20 protein-coding genes are annotated in these 24,897 nt (G+C 69.8%); 15 read left to right on the top strand and 5 right to left on the bottom strand.

Annotated features, from left to right (window positions below):
* Window positions 1-151 precede the first annotated feature (151 nt).
* From NR810_RS03990 to NR810_RS03970, 5 genes are read left to right on the top strand one after another with little or no spacing between them, the layout of a single operon-like run.
* Entirely contained in the window at window positions 152-1,777 is a 1,626-nt protein-coding gene (locus NR810_RS03990; RefSeq protein ID WP_257447992.1) for a CotH kinase family protein, read from the top strand.
* Between the two features lie 29 nt (window positions 1,778-1,806).
* Window positions 1,807-2,538, top strand: a complete 732-nt coding sequence (locus NR810_RS03985; RefSeq protein WP_257447990.1) for a VTC domain-containing protein — start codon at window positions 1,807-1,809, stop codon at window positions 2,536-2,538.
* A gap of 20 nt (window positions 2,539-2,558) precedes the next feature.
* The gene (locus NR810_RS03980; protein WP_257447988.1) at window positions 2,559-3,740 is read left to right on the top strand and encodes an OprO/OprP family phosphate-selective porin; all 1,182 of its coding nucleotides are present in this window, start codon (window positions 2,559-2,561) and stop codon (window positions 3,738-3,740) included.
* Window positions 3,740-5,425 carry a dTMP kinase gene (gene tmk, locus NR810_RS03975; protein WP_257447987.1) on the top strand — a complete coding sequence of 562 codons (1,686 nt, stop codon included), beginning with the start codon at window positions 3,740-3,742 and terminating at the stop codon, window positions 5,423-5,425. The genes NR810_RS03980 and tmk overlap by 1 nt, the downstream gene beginning before the upstream one ends.
* The gene (locus NR810_RS03970) at window positions 5,412-6,083 is read left to right on the top strand and encodes a DUF4956 domain-containing protein (protein ID WP_257447986.1); all 672 of its coding nucleotides are present in this window, start codon (window positions 5,412-5,414) and stop codon (window positions 6,081-6,083) included. Before tmk ends, NR810_RS03970 begins: the two co-directional genes overlap by 14 nt.
* A 26-nt stretch (window positions 6,084-6,109) precedes the next feature.
* Here the strand turns inward: NR810_RS03970 and NR810_RS03965 are convergent, their stop codons facing one another.
* The gene (locus NR810_RS03965; protein ID WP_257447984.1) at window positions 6,110-7,120 is read right to left on the bottom strand and encodes a DUF3616 domain-containing protein; all 1,011 of its coding nucleotides are present in this window, start codon (window positions 7,118-7,120) and stop codon (window positions 6,110-6,112) included.
* Between the two features lie 211 nt (window positions 7,121-7,331).
* On the opposite strand from NR810_RS03965, the gene NR810_RS03960 reads away from it, so the two are divergent.
* From NR810_RS03960 to NR810_RS03925, 8 genes are all read left to right on the top strand, one after another.
* Window positions 7,332-8,060 (top strand): response regulator transcription factor, encoded by a 729-nt coding sequence (locus NR810_RS03960; protein WP_257447981.1) that lies wholly within the window; start codon window positions 7,332-7,334, stop codon window positions 8,058-8,060.
* Window positions 8,057-9,475 (top strand): sensor histidine kinase, encoded by a 1,419-nt coding sequence (locus NR810_RS03955; RefSeq protein ID WP_257447978.1) that lies wholly within the window; start codon window positions 8,057-8,059, stop codon window positions 9,473-9,475. Before NR810_RS03960 ends, NR810_RS03955 begins: the two co-directional genes overlap by 4 nt.
* 46 nt (window positions 9,476-9,521) lie before the next feature.
* Window positions 9,522-10,892, top strand: coding sequence for an efflux RND transporter periplasmic adaptor subunit (locus NR810_RS03950; protein ID WP_257447976.1), 1,371 nt, complete (start codon window positions 9,522-9,524; stop codon window positions 10,890-10,892).
* Window positions 10,893-10,910: 18 nt separating this feature from the next.
* Window positions 10,911-11,657 (top strand): ABC transporter ATP-binding protein, encoded by a 747-nt coding sequence (locus tag NR810_RS03945; protein WP_257447973.1) that lies wholly within the window; start codon window positions 10,911-10,913, stop codon window positions 11,655-11,657.
* Window positions 11,654-12,886: an ABC transporter permease gene (locus NR810_RS03940; protein ID WP_257447970.1), complete on the top strand. Its 1,233-nt coding sequence runs from the start codon at window positions 11,654-11,656 to the stop codon at window positions 12,884-12,886. Before NR810_RS03945 ends, NR810_RS03940 begins: the two co-directional genes overlap by 4 nt.
* Window positions 12,886-14,229, top strand: a complete 1,344-nt coding sequence (locus NR810_RS03935; protein ID WP_257447968.1) for a TolC family protein — start codon at window positions 12,886-12,888, stop codon at window positions 14,227-14,229. Before NR810_RS03940 ends, NR810_RS03935 begins: the two co-directional genes overlap by 1 nt.
* 132 nt (window positions 14,230-14,361) lie before the next feature.
* Window positions 14,362-15,255: a hypothetical protein gene (locus tag NR810_RS03930; RefSeq protein WP_257447965.1), complete on the top strand. Its 894-nt coding sequence runs from the start codon at window positions 14,362-14,364 to the stop codon at window positions 15,253-15,255.
* Between the two features lie 97 nt (window positions 15,256-15,352).
* The gene (locus NR810_RS03925; protein WP_257447962.1) at window positions 15,353-16,732 is read left to right on the top strand and encodes an MFS transporter; all 1,380 of its coding nucleotides are present in this window, start codon (window positions 15,353-15,355) and stop codon (window positions 16,730-16,732) included.
* A gap of 4 nt (window positions 16,733-16,736) precedes the next feature.
* Here NR810_RS03925 and NR810_RS03920 read toward each other — a convergent pair whose 3' ends face one another.
* The 3 genes from NR810_RS03920 to NR810_RS03910 all read right to left on the bottom strand — a co-directional run bounded on the left by NR810_RS03920 (window position 16,737) and on the right by NR810_RS03910 (window position 20,482).
* On the bottom strand, window positions 16,737-17,507 hold the full coding sequence (locus tag NR810_RS03920; protein ID WP_257447959.1) for a 3-hydroxybutyrate dehydrogenase: 771 nt from the start codon (window positions 17,505-17,507) through the stop codon (window positions 16,737-16,739).
* An 11-nt stretch (window positions 17,508-17,518) separates the two neighbouring features.
* Window positions 17,519-18,934: a hypothetical protein gene (locus NR810_RS03915; protein ID WP_257447956.1), complete on the bottom strand. Its 1,416-nt coding sequence runs from the start codon at window positions 18,932-18,934 to the stop codon at window positions 17,519-17,521.
* Window positions 18,935-19,033: 99 nt separating this feature from the next.
* On the bottom strand, window positions 19,034-20,482 hold the full coding sequence (locus tag NR810_RS03910; protein ID WP_257447953.1) for an esterase/lipase family protein: 1,449 nt from the start codon (window positions 20,480-20,482) through the stop codon (window positions 19,034-19,036).
* Between the two features lie 375 nt (window positions 20,483-20,857).
* Here NR810_RS03910 and NR810_RS03905 point away from each other — a divergent pair, with 375 nt between their 5' ends.
* Together NR810_RS03905 and NR810_RS03900 are read left to right on the top strand one after the other, a co-directional pair.
* Window positions 20,858-22,966 (top strand): extracellular catalytic domain type 1 short-chain-length polyhydroxyalkanoate depolymerase, encoded by a 2,109-nt coding sequence (locus NR810_RS03905; protein ID WP_257447935.1) that lies wholly within the window; start codon window positions 20,858-20,860, stop codon window positions 22,964-22,966.
* Between the two features lie 207 nt (window positions 22,967-23,173).
* The gene (locus NR810_RS03900) at window positions 23,174-23,911 is read left to right on the top strand and encodes a CBM21 domain-containing protein (RefSeq protein ID WP_257447933.1); all 738 of its coding nucleotides are present in this window, start codon (window positions 23,174-23,176) and stop codon (window positions 23,909-23,911) included.
* 3 nt (window positions 23,912-23,914) lie between these two features.
* Here the strand turns inward: NR810_RS03900 and NR810_RS03895 are convergent, their stop codons facing one another.
* Window positions 23,915-24,772 (bottom strand): hypothetical protein, encoded by an 858-nt coding sequence (locus NR810_RS03895; protein WP_257447930.1) that lies wholly within the window; start codon window positions 24,770-24,772, stop codon window positions 23,915-23,917.
* Window positions 24,773-24,897: the final 125 nt, after the last annotated feature.

Raw genomic sequence — 24,897 nt, 5'->3', positions numbered from 1 at the left:
GGCACCCGGGCTGCAACCAGCGGCCTCGGGGCTGTCTCGTCTTTCCTTCAAAACATTCTGTCACAAACACGTAAAGAACGGGTCACGAACACGCATCAGGGTCCCCACTCGCAGCGCCAGCGCCGGCTTGAAGCCGGGAGAGAGGACCCCCATGCAAAGAGGTACGCGCCTAGGAGCGCTCGCCACGCTCGCCTTCGCCTTCACCACCGCCTGTGGTGTCGAGCGGCCCGACGGCTGGAGCGAGGAGTCTCACGGCAAGAACGCCGCCCCCGCCTACGACGTCGTCTTCGCCCAGGACAAGGTGCAGCGGATCGACCTCGTCATCGCTCCAGAGGACTGGAAGACGATGCAGGACGACATGACCTCCATGCTGGGCCAGTTCGGCGCGGGCGGGGGGATGGGTCCTGGTGGTGGCCCTGGTGGCGGCAGCCCCGACGGCGGCGGTGGCATGGCGTTCCCGCCCGAGCTCGTGCAGGCCTGTGAGGGCAAGGCGGTGGGCGACACCTGCACCGCCACCTTCCAGGGCAACACCTTCACCAGCACCTGTAGCCAGACGCCGAATAGCCCTCAACTCCTGTGCAGGCCCCCACGCGGTGGTGGAGGTGGGCCGGGTGGTGGCGCACCGGATGGCGGTGGCGTTCCGGGCGGCGGCGCACCCGGTGGAGGCGGTGGCGGGGACATCATCCCCAACACGCCCGTGTACGTGCCCTCGACGGTGCACTTCAACGGCAAGACCTGGAACTACGTGGGCGTGCGCATGAAGGGCAACTCCTCGCTGTCGCAAACATGGCGCAGCGGGGTGGGCAAGCTGCCGCTGCGGTTCAACTTCGACAAGTTCGAGGACGAGCATCCGGAGATCGACGATCAGCGCTTCTACGGCTTCACCAAGCTGTCGCTGGGCAATGGCGCGGCCGACACGTCGCTGATGCGCGACAAGGTGGCCACGGACGTCTTCCGCGAGATGGGAGTGCCGGCCGGGTACACCGCCTTCGTCGCCCTGTACGTGGACTACGGAGAGGGCTCCCAGTACTGGGGCCTCTACACTCTCAACGAGGACCCGGCGGAGTCGCTGCTCGACCGCACCTTCGGTGGCCACAAGGGAGCGCTCTACGAGGCGGATGGCCAGGGCGCGCGCCTGGCGGCGTTCGATCAAGAGTCCTTCGAGATTGAAGAGAACGAGGAGCTGGGCTGGGCGCCCGTGGAGGAGGCCATCTCCGTGCTCAACTCCGACCGCACCGACGCGGCGGCCTGGCGCGCACGCCTCGAGGAGAAGCTGAACGTCGATGGCTTCCTGAAGTGGCTCGCGGTCAACACCGTGCTGCAGAACTGGGACGCCTACGGCGCCATGTCGCACAACTACTACCTGTATGCCGATCCGAACCAGGGCGGGCGCCTGCAATGGATTACCTGGGACCATGACCGGGCCATGAGCAGCGGCATGGGACGGGCGACGTCGCTGACACAGGACAACGTGGACGCGAACTGGCCGCTCATCCGCTTCCTGATGGATGACCCCGTCTACCGGGAAATCTATCAGCGGTATGCGCTGGAGGCCGTGCAGGGCCCGGTCGCCCCTGACGCGCTGCGGGCCCGGATGCGCGCGGCTCATGAGCTCATCACCCCGTGGGTGGTGGGCGAGAACGCGGAGCAGCCGGGCTACACCTTCGTGAGCAGTGCCCAGGCTTTCGAGGATGCGTTCAGCGGCACGAGCGGGCTGCTGAGCTTCGCGGCCAGGCGCCAGGCCGAGGTCCAGGCCGCTTTCGGAACGGCCCCATGAACGCCCTGGCCCACACGAGTCCCCCGCCCATGTCCTCCCCCTCTCCGGAGCTGGAGCATGAAAGGAAGTTCCAACCCTCGCGCGAAGCCCTGGATGCCTTCCTGAAGGACATCCGGAGCTGGACGGCGCCCTGCGTGTACGACTCCGGTCTTCCGTTCGCCTTCACGCGGACGACCTACTTCGATACCGATGGATTGGACTTCCTGGGCTCGTGCCGGGCCGGGCGCGCACAACGGCTGCGGCTCCGGGAGTACGCGGGAACGGCGGACCTCGCCCTCCCGCCCGTGCTGTCCGGAGCCCGGTTCCTCGAGCTGAAGAAGAACACCGGGGCGCGGCGCTCCAAGGTCCGCGTCGCCCTCTCCGCGGATGAAGCGGCGGCGCTGCTCTCCGGTGGGCTCCCCCACGAGGGGAGCGCGGCGGCCCTGCTCTTGCGGCAGCTGCCCCACGCGCCGGTGAAACCCTGGGTGACGGCCTGGTACCGGCGGGGCACGCACATGACCCACGATGCCGGCGTGCGCATCACCGTGGACGAGGATCTCGTCTTCGCGCTCCCACCGGAGCGCAGCGCCCTGGGCGAACCGGCGGCCCCCTCGCGCCTGCTGGAGCGCGCCCCCGCCATCCTGCTGGAAGTGAAGTGGCGGGGAAGCACCCCCTCCTGGCTGGAGGGACTGTTCTGGAGGCTGGAGCCCTTCGAGACCCGCGGCTCGAAGTTCGAGCAAGGCATGCGCGCGCGCTTCGCCAGCGCGTCTTCCACGCAGTGATTCCCCAGGAAACCCCGGCCGTGTACAGCCCTCATCATCCCCCCACCCGCCGGAGCCGCTCCGCCGGGTGGCTCCCACTCGCCGCGCTGCTCCTCGCGTCCTCCGCATGGGCACAGGAAGCCGCGGCGCCCCCGGAGCCTGCTCCCGAGGCCCCGAAGACTCCCGAAGCCCCAGAGGATGCCCCTCCGTCCGAGCAGGAGAACGAGGGGAGCATCCAACTGCCCTCCGCGTTCGGCTCGGTACAGGTGGGTGGCCGGCTCTCCGTCCGGGAGGCGATCGACGCCAAGGGCTCGGAGGCCCTGGCCGGGAAGCTCTCCCTTCCCGCCGCGCGCATCGAGCTCACCTATCAATGGAAGAAGCGCCTGCGGGCCGTGGTGGAGCTCGACGTCACGGACGGCCTGAAGGACGCGTACGCCTGGCTGAAGCTCTCCAAGGGATTCTCCCTCCGGGCCGGCCAGTTCAAGGTACCCCTGTCGCTCGTGGAGCTCGAATCCGCGTCGAAGCTCCCGCTCGTGCGCCGGGGCCTGGGACGGGATGTGCTGTCCGACGGGCTGGGGCTCACCGGCCGCCGGCTCGGCGCGCAGCTCGAGTGGAAGTGCTCGGACTGTGACCGGACGCTGAAGCTGCGGGCCGGGGTGTGGCAGTCCGGCGAGAACGAGGAGGTCGCCCTGGAGAACGGGCTCGGCCTCATCCCGGCGGTCCGAGGCACGTGGGCGGTGCTGGACTCGCTCGAGCTGGGCGCCTCCGCGCAGGTGCGACCGCCTGGAACGAGCACGAGCGGCACATGGTCCAACTGGACGGCCGGGTTCGACGCGAAGCACACGCTGGCCATTGCCCAGGGAGAGCTGCGCACCTGGGCCGAGGTGCTCGTGGGGCGCTCGGACCTGCTCGTCGGCGCCGAGGGACCGCTGCTCACGGCGCGGGCCCTGACCGCCTGGCGCATCGGGAGCGGCTCGAAGGGAGCGCTGTACGTCGAGCCCTTCGTGATGCTCTCGGCGCTCGACCCGGACCTCCAGCTCCAGAAGGACCTGCTCTGGGAGGCGGCGGGAGGACTCAACTTCGGCCAGTGGAGACGCTGGCGGTTGCAGGCGCAGGTGGAGAGCCGGCGCACGGAGCCCTCCGTGCCGGCGTCACTCAAGACACTCGACAAGAGCCTCACCGCGAGGCGGGCACTGATGCTGCAGATGGAGGTGAACTTCTGATGTTGATCGTCTTCGAGGGAATCGATGGCTCTGGCAAGACGACGCTGTCCAACCGCGTGGCGCGCGAGCTGCGCCGGGCGGGGCTGCGCGTGCGTCACGTCCGCGAGGACGGCAAGCTGGCCTCCCCGGTGTCCGAGGGGCTGAGGCTCTTCACCAAGAACCCCCGCAACCTCGCGCTCACCCCCATGGCCGAGCTGCTGCTCTACGCGGCTCGGGAGACACAGCTGCTGGAGGAGGTGACGCGCCCCGCGCTGGCCGAGTACGAGATCGTCATCGCGGACCGCTTCCTCTACACCGCGGAGGTGCTCGCCCGCTGGGGACGGGGGCTTCCGGAGCACGAGGTGCGGCCCGTGCTGGACGCCTGCGCCCGGGGCCTGCGGCCGGACCACGTCTTCCTCATCGACGTGGACCCGGCGATCGCCCGTGCCCGCCGCCGCATCTCCAAGCTGCTCGCGCCGCCGCAGGGTGTCTCCTCCCGGAAGGGACTGGCCGGAGTGGGGATGCAGGCACGGCTGCGCGCGGGCTACCGGGCCCTCGCGGCGGAGTCTCCCGAGCGGTGGAGCCTCATCGAGAACGCGGACGTGCCCCTCGATGCGCTCGTGGCCCTGTTGGTCCAGCACGTGCTGCACCTCGAGCACGGCGAGGCCCTCGTGTCCCTTCCCACGCGCGCCCGCCCGGTGCCGCCCATCCACTCGCTGGCGGAGGCCCGTGCGCGCTTCCTCGCGCGGGTGGATGCCTGGATGGACGAGGAGCCACAGCTCGCCGCCTGGTTCCTCGCGGGCCTGGAGGGCCCGGACATCGAGGAGCGCCGGACGCGGCTGGCCGGGCGGTTCCCCGAGGTGATCGCCTACGGCCTGTCCGGACTCACGGACGCGCACGCGTGGAGCCTGCGGAGACAGCTGGAGGAGGCGGCTCCGGTGCAGGTGCTCGGCTCGCTGAAGGAGCTGGCCGCGGAGACGCCGGAGGCCTGGGCGCTGCGCGAGCGGTGGGAGACGCGCAAGCCCGAGGCCGTCGCGGACTCACTCGCGGGGCTCGACTCGGAGAAGGCCTGGGCGCTACGAGATCGCCTCTACTTCGCCGCGGCGGAGCAGGTGGTCACCTCGCTGGCGGGGCTCGGGAGCGAGCGGGCCTGGAAGGAGCGGTGGCGCTGGCTGTCGGACATGGGCGGGGAGGCGGCGCTCGGCCTGGAGCGGGTGGCGCGCACGGCGTGCCGCTCCATCCGGGGACTCGATGACGCGCGGGCCTGGGACTGGCGCGAGCGCGCCTGGGAGGCGGCACCAGACGCCGTGCTGCGCACACTGGACGGAATCGACAGCGAGCGGGCCTGGGAGATGCGCGAGCGGCACGTGGCGCGCGCGCCCCGGGCGGTGCTCGGAACCCTGAACGGCCTGGACCATCCCCGCGCCTGGGCGCTGCGCGAGTCCTTCGGCGTGCAGTGTGAGGAGGCGCTGGACTCGTTCGTGGGCCTGGAGGGCGCCACGGCATGGAAGCTGCGCACGGCGCTGGCGGACACCTGGCCCGCCGCCACGGTGAAGAGCCTGGGCCCCCTGCTGGCCATGACACCGAAGGGGCGGACGCTCATCGAGCGGCTGCTGGAGAACCACCCCCACGACTTCGCACTGCTGCGCCAGGCTGCCCGGGCCGCGGCGGACACCACCCAGGAGCTCCGCAATGCCTCCGCCTGATGCCCTGACGCAAGCAGCCTCCTCCGTCAGCCCCCATGTCCTGCCCGTCCTCGACGTGCTGCTGCGCTTCGGCCTGTCCCTGCTGCTCGGCGCCATCCTGGCCTACCGGCCCTGGCGCAGGTGGATGCCGAACACGCCGGTCATGGCCCAGGAGACCATCCACACCCAGGTGCTGATCGCCGTGGCCGGAGCGGTGATGACGACGGTCATCGGCGACAGCATGTCCCGGGCCTTCGGGCTGGTGGGCCTCGGCGGCTTCATCCGCTTCCGCTCGGGCATCAAGGACCCGCGGGACGCGGCGGTCATGTTCGTGATGATCGGCGTGGGCATGGCCTGCGGGCTGGGAGCCTTCCAGGTCGCCGGCTGCGCGACGGGCTTCTTCGGCGCCGTGCTGCTGGCCCTGGACGCGACGGCACAGCGCCGCGCCCAGTGGGTGAAGCTGTCCCTGGATGTGGAGGACCTTGGCGCGGCCCTTCCGCCACTGCGAGCGCTGCACCCGGGAGTCCGCGTCCTCACGCTGGAGCAGGCGCCCACGACCCATGCGGGCACCGCGGTCGTGGAGCTCTCCGTCCCGGAGCGGACGGATGGTTTCGAGCTGCTCGAGCGGCTGCGCGGCGCATTGCCGGGAGTCCGGAGCGCCTCCATCGATCCAGGGTGACACGTCATCCGCACAGGAGAAGTCGCCTAGGGCCGCGCGGGCAACCGGACCCAGACCCCGCGGAAGCGCTTCTTCTCGGGCTCCCGCAGCCGCTTGCACTCGACCCCGTCGATCAGGCGGCTTCCGTCATCGCTGAGCAGGAGGATCTCCTCCTTGTCCTCGAACGTGGCGAAGGCCTCGGGGTTGAAGCCCGTGAGGTCGATGCCGTCCACCCCGGAGGGCCGCTCCGCCTTGCCATCCCAGGTGAACAGGCGGGAGGTGCCCTCTCCAGCGATGGCTCCTCCAATGAAGAGGTACCGGCCCCGCCACCAGGAGATGGCTCGAATCCCCAACCCACCCAGGTCCAACAGCCGTGCGGCACCCAGACGCGCGGACTTCCCCTGCGGCAGTTCCATGGGGTTCAAGAGCTCGACGGTGAGGGCCTTGCCCTGGGGCAACGGATTCCGGAAGCCGATCAGCAGGGTCTTCCCATCCGCCATCGCCGTCATGCCCTCGATGTTGAGACCGCCCTCCTCCTTCGGAGCGCGCGTGGAGGCCGAGGCGAGATCGAACGCCGCGAGCTGGGGAGCCGCGAGCAGGTCCTCGAGCAACCGGGTGTAGGGCTTTCCCTCGAACCGGATGGTCCTTCCATCGTCGGAGGAGCGGGTCGCGAAGAAGCGGAAGCGATTGGCATCCAGCTTCCCGGAGCTCTTGCGCCCATGGGAGGTCAGCCAGAAGGAGAGAGGAGGAATCTCCGTCGCGGCCTCGATGTCCGCCTCGGGCGCCTTCTTCTTTCCCACGGGAAGCTCCAGCCCCGCGGACAGGTCGACGGTGGAGACCGGGCGGCCTCCCGTCCTCGCGTCGTAGACCCGGATGACGTTGTCCTCGTCATCCGCGACGGTGAATGACCACTCGCCCCGCACCACGGCACCCGAGGCGTCGCACGCGCCCTCGAAGGTCACGACCTTGGGGGCCGCAGCCTTGGGGGGAGCCGGCTCCTTGGGCTTCTGCGCGGCCGGTGATGCCTCCAGAACGGCGCTCACTACGAATGCAGTCATGAACATGGCGCGGACTATAGAGAGTGGCTCGCGGGTCTTCGTGACCTGGAGCTTGCATACTCGTGACATAATATTTCCTTGACGCACCGCTCCATCGCGAGCGGCCCCCCCACGAGCAGCCTGGCCAGAACCGCGAACGCTTCACCCGAGCCCCGGTTGTATCTTCATCGCGTGACCCAGGGGTGGAGGGTACGGGGGGGAGGAGACACGCGTGGACCCGACGACACACACCAACACGGACGAGGGAACCATCCAGGTGCTGCTGGTGGAGGACGACGAGCGGCTGGCCCGCCTCACCAGCCGCTACCTCCAGGAGCACGGCATCCTCGTCACCATCGCCAGCACCGGCCCCGAGGGGCTCTCCGAGGCCAGCCGCCACACCTATGACGTCGTCCTCCTGGACCTCATGCTCCCCGGGCGCGATGGCGTGGACGTCTGCCGCGAGCTGCGCACGCGCAGCGACGTCCCCATCATCATCGTGACCGCCCGCGGCGAGGAGGCCGACCGGGTGCTCGGCCTGGAGACCGGCGCCGACGACTACCTCTCCAAGCCCTACTCCTCCCGCGAGTTGCTCGCGCGCATCCGCGCCCAGGTCCGTCGCGCCCGTGGCCGCGCCGGGCCCTCCTCCCAACCCATCCAGGTCGGCAGGCTGGCCATGGATCCCCGGAACATGAGCGCCACACTGGATGGCAAGGCACTGTCCCTCACCTCGTACGAGTTCGCCCTGCTGCGCGTCCTCGCCGAGCGCGCCGGCCGTGTCCTCGGCCGCGAACAGCTCCTGGACCTCGTCAAGGGCAACGCCGAGGAGGTCTTCGACCGCTCCGTCGACGTCCACATCTTCCGCATCCGCCAGAAGATCGAAGAGGACCCGCGCAACCCCAGGCTCCTCAAGACCGTGCGCGGCGCGGGCTACCTGCTCGCCACCGGGGATGAACCTTGAACATCCGCCGTCCCCGCTTCCCCAGCCGCCTGCTGTGGCGTATCTACCTGGTGGGCATCGCCCAGCTCCTGCTCGTCTCCCTCGCCATCAACACCGTCCGCCGCTACACACGGGATGCCTCGTGGCGGGAGTCGTTCGAGCGGGCCACCACCTACAGCGTCTCCGAGTGGGCCCTACTCCGGGACCGGCCCGCGGAGCTCCAGGGGGCACTGAACCGGGTCCACCAACGGCTCGGCATCAAGGTGACGATGCGCAGCGTGGATGGCCGCGTCCTCACCGCCAACACCTCGCCCCCGCTTCCGCCCCTCCCCGCCGACAAGCTCCAACAGCTTGAGACCGAGCGCGTGATGAAACGCGGCACCGGTCCGCCGCCCGCCATGTACGTGGCCATCCCCGAGACCGGTCCGATGGAGGCTTACGCCATGGTGGAGTTCCCTCCACCACCCCAGCCTCCCCCCAGCCCCGTGGTGCCCATCGCCCTGGCGCTCGGGTGCACGGCCATCACCTCGCTCGTCTTCGCCCGCAGCCTCGCCGTTCCCCTGCAACGGCTGGCCAAGGTGGCTCGCGCCTTCGGTGCCGGCATGTTGGACGTGCGCACCGGCCTGCGCCGCCGCGACGAGATGGGCCAGGTGGCCGAGGCCTTCGACGAGATGGCCGAGCGCATCACCCACCTGCTGCGCTCCCAGAAGGAGCTGCTGGCCAACGTCTCCCACGAGCTGCGCACCCCCCTGGCCCGCATCCGCGTCGCCCTGGACCTGGCCAGCGAGGGCGACGCCGCCCTGGCCCGCGAGTCCCTCTCCGACATCGCCGAGGACCTCTCCGAGCTGGAGCGCCTCGTCTCCGACGTGCTCACCGCCGCCCGCCTGGACCTGGCCACCGAGCAGACTCCCGGTGCCACCCCTCCGCTGCGCCGCGAGCATGTGGAGGCCCAGGCCCTGGTGGACAAGGCCGCCGCGCGCTTCCGCTCCGCACGGCCCGAGCACCGCCTCGAGGTCCACGTGGACGGCACCCTGCCCGTGCTGGAGGCCGACCCGGTGCTGCTACGCCGCGCCATCGACAACCTGCTCGACAACGCCGGCAAGTACTCCGAGCCCCATACCACCGTGAGGTTGCACGCCCGGTCCACCGCGGACGGACTCCAGGTGGAGGTGCGCGACGAGGGCATCGGCATCGATGCGAGCGACCTGCCCCACCTCTTCACCCCCTTCTTCCGCAGTGACCGCAGCCGGGCGCGCAAGACGGGAGGCGTGGGACTGGGCCTCGCCCTCGCCCGCCGCATCGTCGTCGCACATGGGGGCACGCTCACGCTCGAGAGCCAGCCCGGCCAAGGAACGACGGCCTTCGTGACGCTCCCCGCCGCTCCCGAGTCAGGGCAGGCGACCGGACAGGCGGGCCCGGCTCGTCATATTTCGTAACAAAGACGAGATTCACCGAAACATCGCGGCGCCTAGATCTCCGGACATGAAGTCCACGAGCGAGTCGCAGCGACGCGAGGAGATGTCCGCCCCCATGAAGCCCCTGCCCGTGCCGACCGAGCCGGCGCGGCGCTGGCGCATGCCCAGGCGGTGGGGGCTGTGGTTGCTGATCATCGCCGCAGTGGTGGGCGCGGGCGTATGGCTGGCCCGGCCCAAGGCGAAGGATCCAGCGGCCAGCTTCGAGACGGCGGCGGTGCAGCGTCGCGACGTCGAGTCGCGCGTGACGGCGACCGGCACGGTGTCCGCCCTGGTCACGGTGCAGGTGGGCAGCCAGGTGTCCGGCCGCATCCAGGAGATCCTCGTCGACTTCAACTCGCCGGTGAAGAAGGGTCAGGTGATCGCCCGCATCGACCCGCAGCTCCTCCAGGCGGCGGTGGAGCGGTCCCGGGCCAACCTGACGGCGGCGAGGGCCAACGTGCAGCGGGCGCGAGTGGAGGCGGAGAACTCCCGCCGCCAGGCCGACCGCGCCCGGACCCTGCGTGATCAGCAGTTCATCGCCCAGGCGGAGCTGGACACCGCGGAGGCCACGGCCCAGTCGGCCCAGGCCCAGGTGACCTCGTCCGAGGCCGCGCTGGCGCAGGCCCAGGCGGCGCTCAACGAGGCGGAGGTGAACCTGCGCTACGCCACCATCGTGTCGCCCACGGACGGCATCGTCATCTCGCGCAGCGTGGACGTGGGCCAGACGGTGGCGGCCTCGCTGCAGGCGCCCACCCTGTTCACCATCGCCGAGGACCTGCGGAAGATGCAGGTGAACACCAGCGTCGCCGAGTCCGACGTGGGCCGGTTGGAGGATGGCATGCGCGCCACCTTCACGGTGGATGCCTGGCCCGGGGTGAGCTTCGAGGGAAAGATCCGGCAGATCCGCAACGCCTCCCAGACGGTGCAGAACGTCGTCACCTATGACGCCGTCATCGACGTGGAGAACCCCGAGCTGAAGCTCAAGCCGGGCATGACGGCCAACGTCACCTTCATCACCGCGCACCGGGAGAACGTCATCACCGTGCCCAACGCGGCGCTGCGCTTCCGTCCGCCCCAGCCCGCCGAGGGCGCCGCGGGCGCGCGTCCCGGCGCGGCGGGCACCGGCACGGGCGGCGCGGGAGCGGCGGAGAAGCCCGCGCCCGGAACCAAGACGGTGTTCGTCCTGCGCGAGGGGCGGCCCCGGCCCGTGCGCGTGAAGCCGGGCGTGACGGACGGCACGTATACGGAGGTGGAGGGCGAGCTGCGCGAGGGCGACCAGGTCATCACCGCCCTGGCCGCGGGCGCCCAGGCACCGCAGGGCACGGGCTCGGGCCAGCTGCCGGGCACCAGGGGCGCCGGCGGCGGACGGGGCGGCGGATTCGGCCGGGGACCCTTCTAGGCGGTGGAGAGGCGCACCATGGACGGGAATCGTGAGCAGACGCCGCTCATCGCGCTACGGGGCGTGAGCAAGATCTACAAGACGGGAGACGTGGAGGTGGCGGCCCTGCGGGGCGTGGACTTCACCGTGGAGGCCGGCGAGTTCGTGTCCATCATGGGCTCGAGCGGCTCGGGCAAGTCCACGCTGATGAACATCCTGGGATGCCTGGACCGGCCCACCGCGGGCCAGTACCTGCTGGACGGCCAGGACGTGTCGCGCCTGGACCGCACCGGCCTGGCCATGGTGCGCAACCGCACCCTGGGCTTCGTCTTCCAGAGCTTCAACCTGCTGGCGCGCACCACGGCCCTGGAGAACGTGGAGCTGCCCATGCTCTACGCCGGGGTGCCCGCGCGCGAACGGCGGCGGCGCTCGCGCGAGGCGCTCGAGCGGGTGGGCCTGGGCGCCCGCCTGGACCACCACCCGCGCCAGCTCTCGGGTGGACAGCAGCAGCGCGTGGCCATTGCCCGGGCCCTGGTGAGCCGGCCGCGCGTCATCCTCGCCGACGAGCCCACGGGCAACCTGGACTCGCGCACCAGCATCGAGGTGATGGCGCTCTTCCAGGAGCTGCGCCAGGAGGGCATCACGCTCGTGCTGGTGACGCACGAGCCGGACATCGCCGGGTACTCCGGCCGCGTGGTGGTGGTGAAGGACGGGCGCATCATCTCGGACAGGCGTCAGGAGCCGGTCCCCGCGGAAGTGCCCCCGCTCGAGGAGGCCGTTTCATGAACCTGCTGGAAACGATGATGCTGGCGGTGCGCTCGCTGCTGCGCAGCAAGATGCGCTCCTTCCTCACCGCCCTGGGCATCATCATCGGCGTGGGCGCCGTCATCGCCATGGTGGCCATTGGCGATGGCGCGCGCGCCAGCGTCCAGAAGGTGTTCGACTCCATGGGCACCAACCTGCTCATCGTCATGCCCGGCTCCAACAACTCGGGAGGCGCGCGGGGAGGCTTCGGCAGCCAGCCCAGCATCACCTGGGACGACCTGGCGGCCATCCGCACGCAGGTGTCGAGCGTGCAGGCCGCCGCCCCGGAGATGCGCACGAACACCCAGGTGTTCTCCGAGGACCAGAACTGGACGACGAACGTGACGGGCACCACGCCCGACTTCTTCGACGTGCGCGGCTGGACCATCGCCCAGGGCCGGCGCTTCACCGAGGCGGACGTGGAGGCCGGAGCCAAGGTGGCCGTCATCGGCCAGACGGTGGTGGAGAAGCTCTATGGCGCGGGCTTCGACCCGGTGGGCCAGGTCATCCGCATCAAGAAGACGCCCTTCACCATCATCGGGATGACGGCGCGCAAGGGGCAGTCGCCCATGGGGCAGGACTACGACGACAGCATCCTCGTGCCCGCCACCACCTTCCAACGGCAGGTGCAGTCCCAGAGCCTGGGCAAGTTCATCACCGGCATCATCTACGTGCAGGCCGATGCCACCGCCGGCACCGCGAAGGCCCAGCAGGACGTCACCACGCTGCTGCGCGAGCGGCACCGGCTGGCCGATGACGCCGCCAATGACTTCGACATCCGGGACCTGTCCGAGCTGGCCAACAGCCGGCAGCAGAGCACCGAGACGCTCAGCCTGCTGCTGGCCTCCATCGCCGCCGTGTCCCTGGTGGTGGGCGGCATCGGCATCATGAACATCATGTTGGTGAGCGTCACCGAGCGCACCCGCGAAATTGGCGTGCGCGTGGCGGTGGGCGCCAGGCCCCAGGACATCCTCGCCCAGTTCCTCATCGAGGCGCTGACGCTGTCGCTCCTGGGAGGACTCATCGGCGCGGCGGCGGGGCTCGGCGTGGCCCGGTTCCTCGCGTCCCAATTCCAATGGCCCCTGCTCGTCCGGCCGGACGTCATCCTGCTGGCGCTCGGTTTCAGTGCGCTCGTCGGCGTGGGCTTCGGCCTCTACCCGGCGCGCAAGGCAAGCAAGCTCGATCCCATCGACGCCCTGAGGTACGAGTGATGCGTCCCTTCTTCCCCTTCCTCGCCATTCCCCTGCTGGCCACGGCGCCGGCCTACGCCCAGGCCCCGGCCCTGGTCCCCACCCAGGCCCCGGCCCAAGCGCAGGCCCGGCCCCAGCGCGTGCTCACCTTGAAGGACGCGCTGCGCACCGCCCGCGAGCGGCAGCCGCAGTTGCGCCAGGCCCAGGCCAGCACCGCCGCGGCCAACGCCCGCGTGGACCAGAACTTCTCCTCGCTGCTGCCCCAGGTGAGCGCCAGCGCCACCTACCAGCGCTCCCTGCGCGACAGTGACGGTGACGACGGCCTGCCGACGACCTCCTCCGGCTTCATCAGCCGCGAGGGACTCAACCTGGGCGCCTCGGTCAACCAGCTCATCTGGGACTTCGGCCGCACCACCGGCCGGTGGCGTGCCTCGCAGCAGTCCGCCGAGGCCCAGGGCGCCACCGAGGCCCAGACGTTGCTCGACGTGCTGGCCAACGTGCAGACCGTCTACTTCAACGCCCTGGCGCAGCAGGCCCTGGTGCAGGTGGCCCAGGAGACGCTGGAGAACGAGAAGGCGCACCTGGCCCAGGCCCAGGCCCTGGTGCAGGTGGGCAACAAGCCGGAGATCGACCTGCTGCAGCAGCGCACGGCGGTGGCCAACGCCCAGGTGCAGCTCATCCAGGCGCGCAACAACGCCGCCACCAGCAAGGCCCAGCTCAACCAGGCCATGGGCCTCGAGGGCTCCACCCACTACACCCTTCAGGACGAGGTGGTGGGCGTCGTGGAGGGCGAGGACCAGTCCGTCGAGGCCCTGGTGGACCTCGCGTTCCAGGGCCGGCCGGACCTGAGCGCGAGCGAGCACCAGCTCCGCGCCCAGGAGCTGCAGATCTCCGCCACGCGCGCCAACTACTGGCCGAGCTTCTCCGCCTCGGTGTCGGCGACGGACTCGGGCACCAACCCGGCGAACCTGAACTGGGGGGTGACCGGACAGGTGGGACTGAGCTGGCAGATCTTCCAGGGCGGCCTCACCCGCGCCCAGGTGCGCGAGCAGCAGGCCAACCTGAGCAGCATCCAGGCCCAGCGTGACGCGCTGCGGCAGCAGGTGCGCCTGGAGGTGGAGCGCGCGCAGCTCTCGGTGACCGCCGCGAGCGAGAGCGTGGCCGCCGCGGAGGAGGCGCTGACCAATGCCCGCGAGCGGCTGCGCCTGGCCGAGGGCCGCTACCGCGCGGGGGTGGGCAACATCATCGAGCTGTCCGACGCGCAGCTGTCCGCCACCAATGCCGCGGTGCAGCGTGTCCAGGCCGCCTACAACCTGGCCACCGCGCGCACGGAGCTGGCGCGCGCGCTCGGCCGCGAGCCGTGAGGCCGCTCCGTTCTCTGTTTGTCATGTTTTGAGAATCGGACGCTGATTCACGGGGAATCCTGGGGTAGCGTGCTTCCCTGCCCGCCTGGTTTCCAGGCGGGCAATACCCCCCCATCACAGGGAGCACCCCCCATGAGCGCATCCGTCCGCACGGCCGTCCTCGCGGCCGCAACCGCCGCCCTCCTCGCCGCACCGGAGGCATCGGCCACCAACTACACGCTGTGGATCCACGGCAAGAACGGCGGTGGAACGCAGATCGGCAACTACGCCGACTTCTCCAACTGGGGCCCGAGCACCGCCGCGGCCGGCGTGAACAAGAAGGCCGTCAATTGGAACGGCTCGCAGAGCATCGGCTCGCAGAACGCCTACATCCGCAACGCGCTCGACTGCTTCTGCACCGGAAACAACTGGTGCTACATCGCCGTGCACAGCGCGGGGGATCTGCAGATCGGCTACACGCTGGCGCTGTACGGCGGCTCGGCGCGCTACAAGAAGAACGCCACGCCCAACTCCAGCGGCGTGTGCGGCAACACCGACGGCACCACGCAGACGGGCTGGAACATCAAGTGGGTGGACGTGGCCTCGGGCGCCAGCGGAGGCAGCGAGCTGGCCGACCACGGCGACTGGGCGGTGGGCGATCCCATCGTGAGCGACCTGGTCACCACCACGGCGCGCGCCATGTACAACCACAACACCACGCGCGCCATCTGGTTCTACAACTTCGCTGGCGCCAAGGGCACGGCCTACTCCGGCGTGCTGCCCGGCCAGGATGACGAGGCCGTGGCCTACCACACCACCGGCGGCGTCTCCGGCTCCTCCGGCGGCTCCTACTGCAACCCGGGCGACTGGTTCTGCGGCGGCACGCTGAACACGGGCACCAGCGCGTGCAGCGACGGCCGGGCCAAGTGGTCCTACCACACGGTGAAGTTCCGGGATGACGGTGAGGCCTACAGCCACTCCGGCAACGGCAACTGGGAAGGCATCGTGGGCAAGGTCCGCGCGGACGTGGCCGCCAACGCCTACTGAGCCCTCGTTCCACTCCCCGTGGGAGGCCCCGTTGTCCTCCCACGGGTGAAGAGGCTATGCAGGAGCTTCTTCACCCCAGACCGAGAGAGAAGACACCGTGACGCCAACCGACGCGGCCCGGCCGCCCGAGCAGCCCCTGGAGTCGTCCATCTGGAAGGTGGCCGCCGCCAGCTTCATCGGCACGGCCGTGGAGTGGTACGACTTCTTCCTCTATGGAACGGCGGCGGCGCTCGTCTTCAACCGCCTCTTCTTCCCCTCGTTCGACCCGCTGATGGGCACGCTGGCCGCGTTCGCCACCTTCGCGGTGGGCTTCGTGGCGCGTCCGCTCGGCGGCGTCATCTTCGGCCACTTCGGCGACAAGCTCGGGCGCAAGTCCATGCTGAGCGCCACGCTGATGATCATGGGCGCGGCCACGTTCGCCATCGGGCTGCTGCCCACCTACGAGAGCATCGGCGTGTGGGCGCCCATCCTGCTGGTGTTGATGCGCGTGCTGCAGGGCTTCGGGCTGGGCGGTGAGTGGGGCGGAGCGGTGCTCATGGCGGTGGAGCACGCCCCCAGCAACCGGCGCGGCTTCTACGGGAGCTGGCCGCAGATGGGCGCGCCCGCGGGCCTGCTGGTGGCCAACGGCGTGTTCTCCGTCTTCTCCCGGAACGAGGAGCAGTTCCTCTCTTGGGGCTGGCGCGTGCCCTTCCTCTTCAGCGCGGTGCTCATCGGCATTGGCGTCTTCATCCGCATGAGCGTCGCCGAGTCGCCCGCCTTCCAGGCGCACAAGGCCGCGGAGAAGGCCTCCAGCGCGACCCCGAAGATCCCCGCGCTCGAGGCGCTGCGCAAATACCCCAGGCAGATCCTCCTCGCCATGGGCGCGCGCTTCGCGGAGAACGGCTTCTTCTACATCGTCACCACGTTCGTGCTCACCTACGGCACCGGGCAGCTCGGGCTGGAGCGCTCCACCATGCTCAACGGGGTGCTCGCGGCCACCGCCGTCCACCTGGTGGCCATTCCCGCGTTCGGAGCCCTGTCGGATGTGTTCGGCCGCCGCCCCGTCTATATCGGTGGCGCCGTGGGGTGCGCGCTGCTGGCCTTTCCCTTCTTCTGGCTCATCGACACCAAGGAGACGGGCCTCATCGTGCTGGCCATCACGCTGGGCATCATCGCCCACGCGGCCATGTACGGGCCCCAGGCCAGCTTCTTCTCCGAGCTCTTCGGCACGCGCGTGCGCTACAGCGGCGCCTCGCTGGGCTACCAGCTCGCCTCGGTGTTCGCCGGCGGCCTCTCGCCCCTCGTCGCCACCTGGCTGCTGACGGAGTCCGGCGGCAAGGCATGGCCCGTGTCGCTCTACATGGTGGGCCTGGCGCTCGTCACCCTCGTCTCCGTGTACCTCTCCGCCGAGACGTTCCGGGAGAAGCTCTCCGAGGCACCCGCCCCGGCCCCCGCGGACGGCGCCGCGGGGACCGATGGGAAGCGCGAGGTGGCCTGAGACTTCAGCGGGCCGTCCAGCCGCAGTCCATGACCTGGGCGGCCCCGGTGATGCCGCCCGCGGCCTCCGAGCACAGGAAGGCGATGTAGGCGGCCACCTCGCTCGGCTCCAGCAGGCGCTTCACCGCCGCCGGGGCCAGCATGATGCGCTGGATGACCTCGGCCTCGGTGATGCCATTCACCCGGGCCTGGTCGGCGATCTGCTTCTCCACCAGCGGCGTGCGCACGTAGCTGGGGCAGATGGCGTTGACCGTCACGCCCTTGTCCGCCGCCTCCAGCGCCACCGTCTTCGTCAGCCCCATCAGGCCGTGCTTCGCCGAGATGTAGGCCGACTTGTACGGCGAGGCCACCAGCCCGTGCAGCGAGGAGACGTTGATGATGCGCCCCCACTTGCGCGCGTACATCAACGGCAGGGCGTACTTCGTCAACAGGAAGGGCCCCACCAGCATGATGCGGATCATCTGCTCCCAGCGGTCCTCCGGGAACTCCTCCACCGGCGCCACGTGCTGAAGGCCGGCGTTGTTCACCAGGATGTCCAGCCGCTCCCACTCCCGCTGCGCCCGGTCCACCAGCGCCCGGCAGTCCTCGCGCGAGGACACGTCCGCCCGCTGCGCGATGGCACCGGGAATCCCCGCCGCCACGGCACTCGCGCCGGCCTCGTCCAGGTCCGACACCAGCACCCGGGCCCCACGCGCCCCCAGGTCCTCCGCCACCGCTCGCCCGATACCGCTCGCCGCGCCCGTGACGAGCGCGCACTTCCCAGTCAGCTCTCCCATGACCGTGCCTTTCACAGAACCATCCGAAGGGTGAGGAAGGCCGACAGGTCCCGCTCCTCGAGCTCGGGCTTGCCGTCGATCTCCCGCGCGTAGGTTGCCACGCGCGCGCCCAGGGCCACCTGGTCGAACAGCCACCAGGTCGCGCCCACGTTGAGGTACGAGTTGCGCGTGCCGAGCAGGGCCTCGCTGGCGGGGTTGCCGCCCGCCGCGGGGACGAAGGAAGGCGTGTGGTCCGCCACGCGCGTGTAGCTGAAGCCCACGCCGGACCTGCCGGAGATGAAGACGTCCAGGCCGGCGGAGAGGGTGAGCGCGTCGAAGGGCGTCTCGAGCAGCTGGTTTCCGTAACCCGCGGCCGAGTTGACGACATCGTTCTCCACGCGCGCCACGTTGAAGAAGGGCGTCACCTCGAAGGGCAGCGACGGCACCATGCCCTTGAGCTTGAGCTTCACGTTGCCGCGCAGGTTGTAGCCCTGGATGGCCGGGTCCTGGGTGGAGTTGACCTGGTAGTTGATGTCGAGCACCTGGGCCATGGCCCTGGCCTCGAACCAGGGGTGCTCGTAGGAGAGCGAGGGGCTGATGACGCGGAAGTGGATGTCGTCATCCGGCTGGCCATTGCGGAAGTTGCCCAGGGGCCGCTCCCAGAAGCGGCCGTTGCCGCCGAAGGAGCCACCCACCATGAAGGACGCCGAGGAGCTCAGCGGGTTGGCCTCGGTGTAGCTCAGGCCGGCGGTGAAGCCCCAGCGGGTGTAGCGCGCCTGCACGCCCTGGCCACGGTTGAAGCCGCTGTAGAGGAGCGGGTCGCGCGTGTACTTGTCCGCCAGCAGCACGTCACCGGTGTGCGCGGAGAAGAAGTCCACGCTCGCCGGATCCAGGATGATGCCGGCCTCCACGGTGGCGCCCCAGCGCTCCAGGCGCAGCACCTGGTCGCGCACGGACATGGAGGCCGTGCCCTCCCAGATGCCCGAGCCGTGGCTGCGGATGTTGCGCTCGAACTCGCTGCGGAAGGTGACGTAGGGACCCAGCCGGCCCTCCGCCCCGAAGCGCGCGAGGGCGATCGTGGTGATGCGGCCCTCCTTCTCGGGGTTGGGGTTGACGCGCAGGTTCTCCGACTGGACACCGCCCGCGATGGAGAGCACCGGGCTGATGAAGTACGTCTCGCTGCCCAGGGCGAAGAGGGGCCGGGTCGTGGGCGTCGGCGCGCTCACCACCAGCGTCTCCGCGTCCTGCTTGAGGGCGGGGTCCGGCTTCTCGGGAGCGGAGGGGGCGGGCGCGGCCGGAGCCACCGCGGGGGCCTGCGCGATGGGGGCATCGGAGGAGGCCGGAGCGGGGACCTCGGAGGTCTGCGCCAGGACCGGGGCCGCCAGCAGGGCGGACGCCAGCGTGCACGCGCGTGCCAGGCGGGGCGCGGTGGGGAAGGAAGGAATCATGGGGAGAATCTCACTTCGGCCGCGCTCGGAAGAGGGAGCGCCGCCCGCGCACGGCAGCCACGGTCGCGGGCGGCGGGAGGAGGGAGACAGGACCGACGGCTAGCGCGCCAGGTAGTCCATGGCGAGCTTCAGGCCCGAGGAGGAGCGCAGGGAGCCGAAGTGGTTGGCGATGAAGCCCTTGTTGAAGTAGCCGCTGGTGTCGTAGTCGCTGAGCGTCGTCAGCTTGTTGACCACGCACCCCGGCATGTCGATGCGCGAGGCCGACTCGGACACGTAGAAGTCCTGGTAGTTGGAGCCCTGGGTGATGTCCGTCATCGTGATGGTGAAGTACTTCACGACGTTGCCACCACACTGGCCCGTCTTGCCGAAGGCGTAGTCACCGTCCGCGCACGGGGTGGCGAACAGGTCCTTGGGGCCATTGAGCGGCTTGTGGAAGTACGTCTGCACGTAGTTGGAGCGGCTGCCCATCTCGCAGACGATGGTGCCGCGCATGGTGAAGTTGTTGGTGCACAGCCCGGCGTCATAGGTGGACACGCCGTGGTTGGCGCCCGAGCCGAGGATGACGTGGCTCACCTGGGGGAAGGGGTTGATGGCACCGTCCACGCCCTTCGTGTGCTCCACGTACAGCCGGCGCAGCGCATCACGCACCACCGTCACGCCCAGCGAGTGCCCCACCAGCGCGACCTTGCGGCCCGGGTTGTTCTTCATCACCGCCTTGATGAGGGACTGGAGGATGGGCGTGGCCCAGCCGTGGTCGATGTTGCCGGCCGCGTTCTCCCCGGCGCCGAGACCGGAGGGGTCCACGGCCGCGACCCGGTCCGTGCGGAAGTCCACGGCGAGCACCTGGTAGCGCGCGGCGATGAGGGTCTCGGCGAGCTGATCCCTCACCTCCGTGTCCGGCTTGATGGCGACCTTCTCCGTGGTGGCGCTGATCTCCGAGCCCAACGGCAGGAGGAACCGCTCCCAGGTGTGCGGCCGGGTGGAGTTGCCGTGCACGAGGATGACGATGGGCTTGGAGGTGTCCGGGTTGGGCTGCGTGTACTGCTTGGCGGCGCAGGGGTAGCCGTCGATCCGGGCCACGTCCCCGTCGATGTGGCCGGGGGCCTTGTTGGGGCCGCCGTAGTCGCTGCGATCGGTCCACTTGCCGTCGTTGTTCCCGTCGATGTAGGGCGTCGGCGTCTTGGGGTTGAGCTCGCGGGTGTTCGACTTGTCGTAGTAGAGGTCCGCCGTGGTGCAGCCCGGGTGGTTGGTCAGCGGGCGGTACCTGCCGTCGTACTTCCTGTGCGTCTCGGGCGTCTGCTGCTCGGTGAGCCCGGGATCCGCCATCTGGGGCGCGTCGTCGATGGACCAGCTGGCCACGTCCATGTTCTCGGCGCGTAGCTCGTCCTGACGGTCGGCGATCTGCTGGCGACAGCTCTCCACCGTCACCACCTGCTCCTCCTCGCCGGTGCCAGGAGTGTTCGGCTTGCCGGGCCTGCCACACGCGAGCAGCGCACAGGCGGAGAGGCCGGTCGCGTAGAGGCGGAGGGAGTGCTTGGACATCCTCATGAAATGACTCCTGTGGGGTAGCGGGGAGACGGGAGTGCCAGCCCCGCCCGTAGCGGGCGGCACTTCCCGGAGGCCGACCCTGGTGGGCGGCGGCGGCATCCTAGCGTCACATGATGCCGGATTCATGTTTACATGATGTCAGGTTCATGTCCGCAAGCCCCTCCCGGGTTTGACATTGCGCGTCATGCCCCGACCCACCCCACCTGACGTCAGATTCATGTTTACTTGATGATAGATTCATGTCTGCGCTCCCCTCGCGGGCGTGTTCCTTGACATCACGCGTCAGACACGGGCCCATTCCCTTTCACGGAACTGGATAAGGAGGATTCAAGAATATGTGATAAGGCATTACCTCCCCTTTCCAGGGAGGACACCATGCAGAAACGACGTTTCGAGGGAGTCGTGGGAGCACTTCTCGCTCTGGCGGTCTTCGGGTGCGAGGGGCTACCGCCACCGGAAGAGTCGCCTCCCCTGGGGACGACGCGCAGCGCGCTGACGCAGGTGACGGGCTTCGGGACCAACCCCGGCAACCTGAGGATGTGGAAGCACGTGCCGGCCAACGTGCCCGCCAACGCCCCGCTGGTGGTGGCGATGCACGGCTGTGCCCAGACAGCGGATGGCTATACCCCCACCGGGTGGAACGCCCTGGCCGACCAGCTCAAGTTCTACGTGCTCTACCCGGAGCAGCTGAGCGCCAACAACCAGAACACCTGCTTCAACTGGTTCGAGCCCGGTGACATCGCGCGCGGGCAGGGCGAAGCGCTCTCCATCAAGCAGATGGTCGACAAGATGAAGACCGACCACTCCATCGACGGGCGCCGGGTCTTCGTCACCGGCCTGTCGGCGGGAGCCGCGATGGCGCACGTCATGGCCGCGACCTACCCGGACGTCTTCTCCGGGGCCGCCATCATGGCGGGCATCCCGTACAAGTGCGCGACCACGATGACCGCTGCCTTCTCCTGCATGAGCCCGGGCACGGACAAGACGCCGCAGCAGTGGGGGGACCTGGTCCGCAACGCGTACGCCGGCTACACGGGCCCCTATCCGAAGATCTCCCTCTGGCACGGCACGTCCGACTACACCGTGAAGAACACCAACCAGACGGAGGCCCTGGAGCAGTGGACGTCGGTGCACGGCATCGACATGACGGCGGACGTCACCGAGACGGTCGCCGGCTACCCGCACAAGGTCTACAAGAACGCCGCGGGCACCGCGCTGGTGGAGACCTACGCTATCACCGGCATGGGGCACGGCACGCCCGTCGACCCGGCCTACAAGTTCCCCGGCACCAGCGTCGCGTGCGGCACCGCGGGCGCCTTCGTGCTCGACACGGACATCTGCTCCACCTGGTACGTGGCGAAGTTCTTCGGGCTCGACAACTCGGACATGGTGTCCCCCACCGTCAGCCTCTCCGCGCCGGCCAACGGCGCCTCCGTGAGCGGCACGGTGAAGGTGACCGCCAACGCCACGGACAACGTGGGCGTCTCCAAGGTCGAGTTCTCCATCGACAACACCCTCGTCGGCACCGACACGGCGGCGCCCTTCGAGTACAGCTGGAACACCGCGGCCGCGACCAATGGCACCCATACCCTGGTGGCCAGGGCCCATGACGCCTCGGGCAACACGGCGACCTCGAGCACCGTCTCCGTCACCGTGACGGGCGGCATCTCGGACACCTCACCGCCCACCGTGGCCATCACCTTCCCCACCGCCGGTGCCACCGTGGCCGGCGCCATCAACCTCGCCGCCACCGCGACGGACAACATCGGGGTGACGAAGGTCGAGTTCCTCATCGACGGCACCGTGGTGGGCCAGGGCGTACCGGCGCAACAGGCCGGGCCCTACCAGTACAGCTGGAACACCACGTCCTACGCCACCGGCCTCCACACCCTCCAGGCCCGGGCCTCGGACGCCGCGGGCAACACCGCGCTCTCCGGTGCGGTCTCGGTGACAGTGGACCAGGGCTCGGTGCGCTTCACCGAGCGCTTCTCCAACAACGGCCCCGACAACGCGGGCTGGAGCCTCACCGAGTGGGCGCTGGACGCCAGCGACCAGACGGGCATGACGGGGAGCAGATCCATCCTCGGTTCCGCCACGCCCGCCTTCAACACCGTCACCCGCACCGCGAGCGTCGCGGTGACGCTGACGGCCAACCCGCGGCTGACCTACTGGCGCAAGCTGGACCTCTCCGGTGCCAACACCTCGGCGTCGGCGGCCTTCCGGGTCGTCGTCAACGACGGCACCGACCACGTGGTGGACTCGGTGACGAAGAGCGGCCTGGGCACCGTCTCCGAGTCCAACTGGACGCAGCGCGCGGACATCGACCTCTCCGCCTACGCCAACCGGAACGTCATCCTGAAGTTCATCGTCACGGCGACGGACTCCGGCTCGAACATCACCCGCGCGAAGGCCTGGGTGGACAGCATCACCATTGGCCCGCCGAGCACCCTCAGCGGCATGGTCGACGTGACGGCGGACGAGTAGCGGGCTGGGGGGGCACTTCGCGGCGGATGTCACTCGTGCCGCACCCCCGGTGCGAGAAGAGGAAGGGACCCGGACCGTTCCTGCGGGTCCCTTTCCCGATTTCGTCGCGCTCCACCCTCTCGGCGCTTGATGCGCGTACTCCCGGGCGGCACCGTGCGCCCCCCTCGCGCCGGATGACCCGGCGCGACAGCAACGGGAGACGACAGGATGAAGGGTGTTGGAATGATGGCCGTGCTCGGCCTGATGCTGTGCACCTCGGCGGCCCAGGCCGCGGGCGAGGTCCAGCTGGTCCACGTCACCAGCTCGCAGTGCGCGCCGGCCTCCGGCTGCCACCGCACGCCGTACCTGCGCGGCACCGTCGAGGTGCAGAACCTCGCCTACTCGAAGGCGGTCACCGTCCGGTACTACTCGTGGAACACCGGCGCCTGGGCGGATGCCGCGGCCTCCTACGTGGGCCCGTCCACCACTGGAAAGGAGCTCTGGTCCTTCGACATCGGCACCGTGGGCGCCACGCGGTTCGCCATCGCCTACACGGTGAATGGCACCACCTACTGGGACAACAATGGTGGCCAGGACTACAAGGTCGCGGACTACCAGCTCGACGCGCTCCTCACGTCCCCGGACATCAGCGGCGCCACCGGCCAGCGTGACACCTCGAAGTCCGCCGTGGTGGGCAACCTCCTGGTGAAGAACCGCGGCGCCCAGAAGGCGGTCACCGTCGTGTACACGGACGACGACTGGCTCACCACGAAGAGCGCCCCCGCCGCCTACGTGGCCACCCTGCCCTCCGGCATCGAGTACTGGTCCTTCGAGGCGCCCGTGTCCACCTCGGCCGCGTCGGGCAAGGTGCAGCTCGCCTTCAAGTACGTGCACGCCTACGGCACGTCCTGGGACAACAACTACGGCCACAACTACCGGCTGGTGAACGACACCGTCAGCCGGTGAGCCCTACCTCCGCGTGGGCTCGCGCGAGCTCAACTGCTGCTCGAGCCTCTCGAGCAACGCCAGCTCCGCGCGGGTCCGCTCGGCCAGGGGCTCGAAGAGCAGGCGCGCGCGCACGCCCATGCCCTTCTCCAGCTCGAAGCGCCGCAGATCATCCGGAAGCCCGAGCAGCACCTCGGCCAGGGGACGCACCCGGTGCAACTGGTAGGAGCCGAGTGACTCCCACCGCCGCGCCACCTCCTCCGCGGAGGCCTCTTTCGCCAGGGCGTCCCTCGCCGCCTCCTCGAAGACGAGGCTGGAGCGTACGCGCTCCTCCAGATCCGCGAGCACGGCCGCCGTGCTCCGCCGGGCCTCGCGGAGGATTCGTGAGGGGTCCAACATCCGGGCCACACGCCGCCGCGCCGGTGTGCTGAGCGCGGGCGCCTGTCCCCGCACACGCGCCAGGACGGCCTCCAGGTAGCTGGCCGCGAAGCACGCCACGAAGAGCGTCTCGTCGAGCGGCGCCCGGTCCAGGTCCGCGAGCTCCTCCGCGAGGGACACCACCCCCTCCTCCGTCAACACGTAGCGCTGGCCCCGGGGCGACTTCCGGCCCCGTGCCGCGTCGTCCCTCGGCTCGGCCCACCTGCTCCGGCACAACCGCTCCAGGGTCCGGCGCACCTGCGTCAGGTCGATGTCTTGCGAGGGCCGCGTGACGTCGTGCTCCACCCAGTTGGTGAAGAGGAGGAAGAAGAAGCGCACGTCGGAGGCGCGGAAGCCTCCTGTACGGGCTCCGGCGCCATGCGCGGCCAGGAGCGCCGCCTGGACGAAGGTGGCCTGCGTGGTCACATGCCCGAGGCGATCCGCGAGCGAGGGAGTCCGGTTCATGCCACGAGGATGTCAGGTCCGGGGCCGTTCCGCGCGAACTGGTCCGATGGTCGGACCAGTTGGTGAAGAGCGGGCCCGGAGGGCCTCCTCCCGGGCCGAGGTGACACTGTCTGTACACCGGACGT

The organism is Archangium lipolyticum (genome assembly GCF_024623785.1).
In the GTDB taxonomy this organism is placed as follows: Bacteria; Myxococcota; Myxococcia; order Myxococcales; family Myxococcaceae; genus Archangium; species Archangium lipolyticum.
The sequence above is the reverse complement of the archived record's forward strand: the minus strand, read 5'-3'. Positions and strand labels throughout refer to the sequence as shown.

Bases quoted from the DNA above. Each gene is read 5' to 3' on its own strand.
- NR810_RS03990 (WP_257447992.1), top strand. From the start codon at position 152: ATGCAAAGAGGTACGCGCCTAGGAGCGCTCGCCACGCTCGCCTTCGCC.
- NR810_RS03985 (WP_257447990.1), top strand. From the start codon at position 1,807: ATGTCCTCCCCCTCTCCGGAGCTGGAGCATGAAAGGAAGTTCCAACCC.
- tmk (WP_257447987.1), top strand. From the start codon at position 3,740: ATGTTGATCGTCTTCGAGGGAATCGATGGCTCTGGCAAGACGACGCTG.
- NR810_RS03970 (WP_257447986.1), top strand. From the start codon at position 5,412: ATGCCTCCGCCTGATGCCCTGACGCAAGCAGCCTCCTCCGTCAGCCCC.
- NR810_RS03965 (WP_257447984.1), bottom strand. From the start codon at position 7,120: ATGACTGCATTCGTAGTGAGCGCCGTTCTGGAGGCATCACCGGCCGCG.
- NR810_RS03950 (WP_257447976.1), top strand. From the start codon at position 9,522: ATGAAGTCCACGAGCGAGTCGCAGCGACGCGAGGAGATGTCCGCCCCC.
- NR810_RS03945 (WP_257447973.1), top strand. From the start codon at position 10,911: ATGGACGGGAATCGTGAGCAGACGCCGCTCATCGCGCTACGGGGCGTG.
- NR810_RS03940 (WP_257447970.1), top strand. From the start codon at position 11,654: ATGAACCTGCTGGAAACGATGATGCTGGCGGTGCGCTCGCTGCTGCGC.
- NR810_RS03935 (WP_257447968.1), top strand. From the start codon at position 12,886: ATGCGTCCCTTCTTCCCCTTCCTCGCCATTCCCCTGCTGGCCACGGCG.
- NR810_RS03930 (WP_257447965.1), top strand. From the start codon at position 14,362: ATGAGCGCATCCGTCCGCACGGCCGTCCTCGCGGCCGCAACCGCCGCC.
- NR810_RS03920 (WP_257447959.1), bottom strand. From the start codon at position 17,507: ATGGGAGAGCTGACTGGGAAGTGCGCGCTCGTCACGGGCGCGGCGAGC.
- NR810_RS03915 (WP_257447956.1), bottom strand. From the start codon at position 18,934: ATGATTCCTTCCTTCCCCACCGCGCCCCGCCTGGCACGCGCGTGCACG.
- NR810_RS03910 (WP_257447953.1), bottom strand. From the start codon at position 20,482: ATGAGGATGTCCAAGCACTCCCTCCGCCTCTACGCGACCGGCCTCTCC.
- NR810_RS03905 (WP_257447935.1), top strand. From the start codon at position 20,858: ATGCAGAAACGACGTTTCGAGGGAGTCGTGGGAGCACTTCTCGCTCTG.
- NR810_RS03900 (WP_257447933.1), top strand. From the start codon at position 23,174: ATGAAGGGTGTTGGAATGATGGCCGTGCTCGGCCTGATGCTGTGCACC.
- NR810_RS03895 (WP_257447930.1), bottom strand. From the start codon at position 24,772: ATGAACCGGACTCCCTCGCTCGCGGATCGCCTCGGGCATGTGACCACG.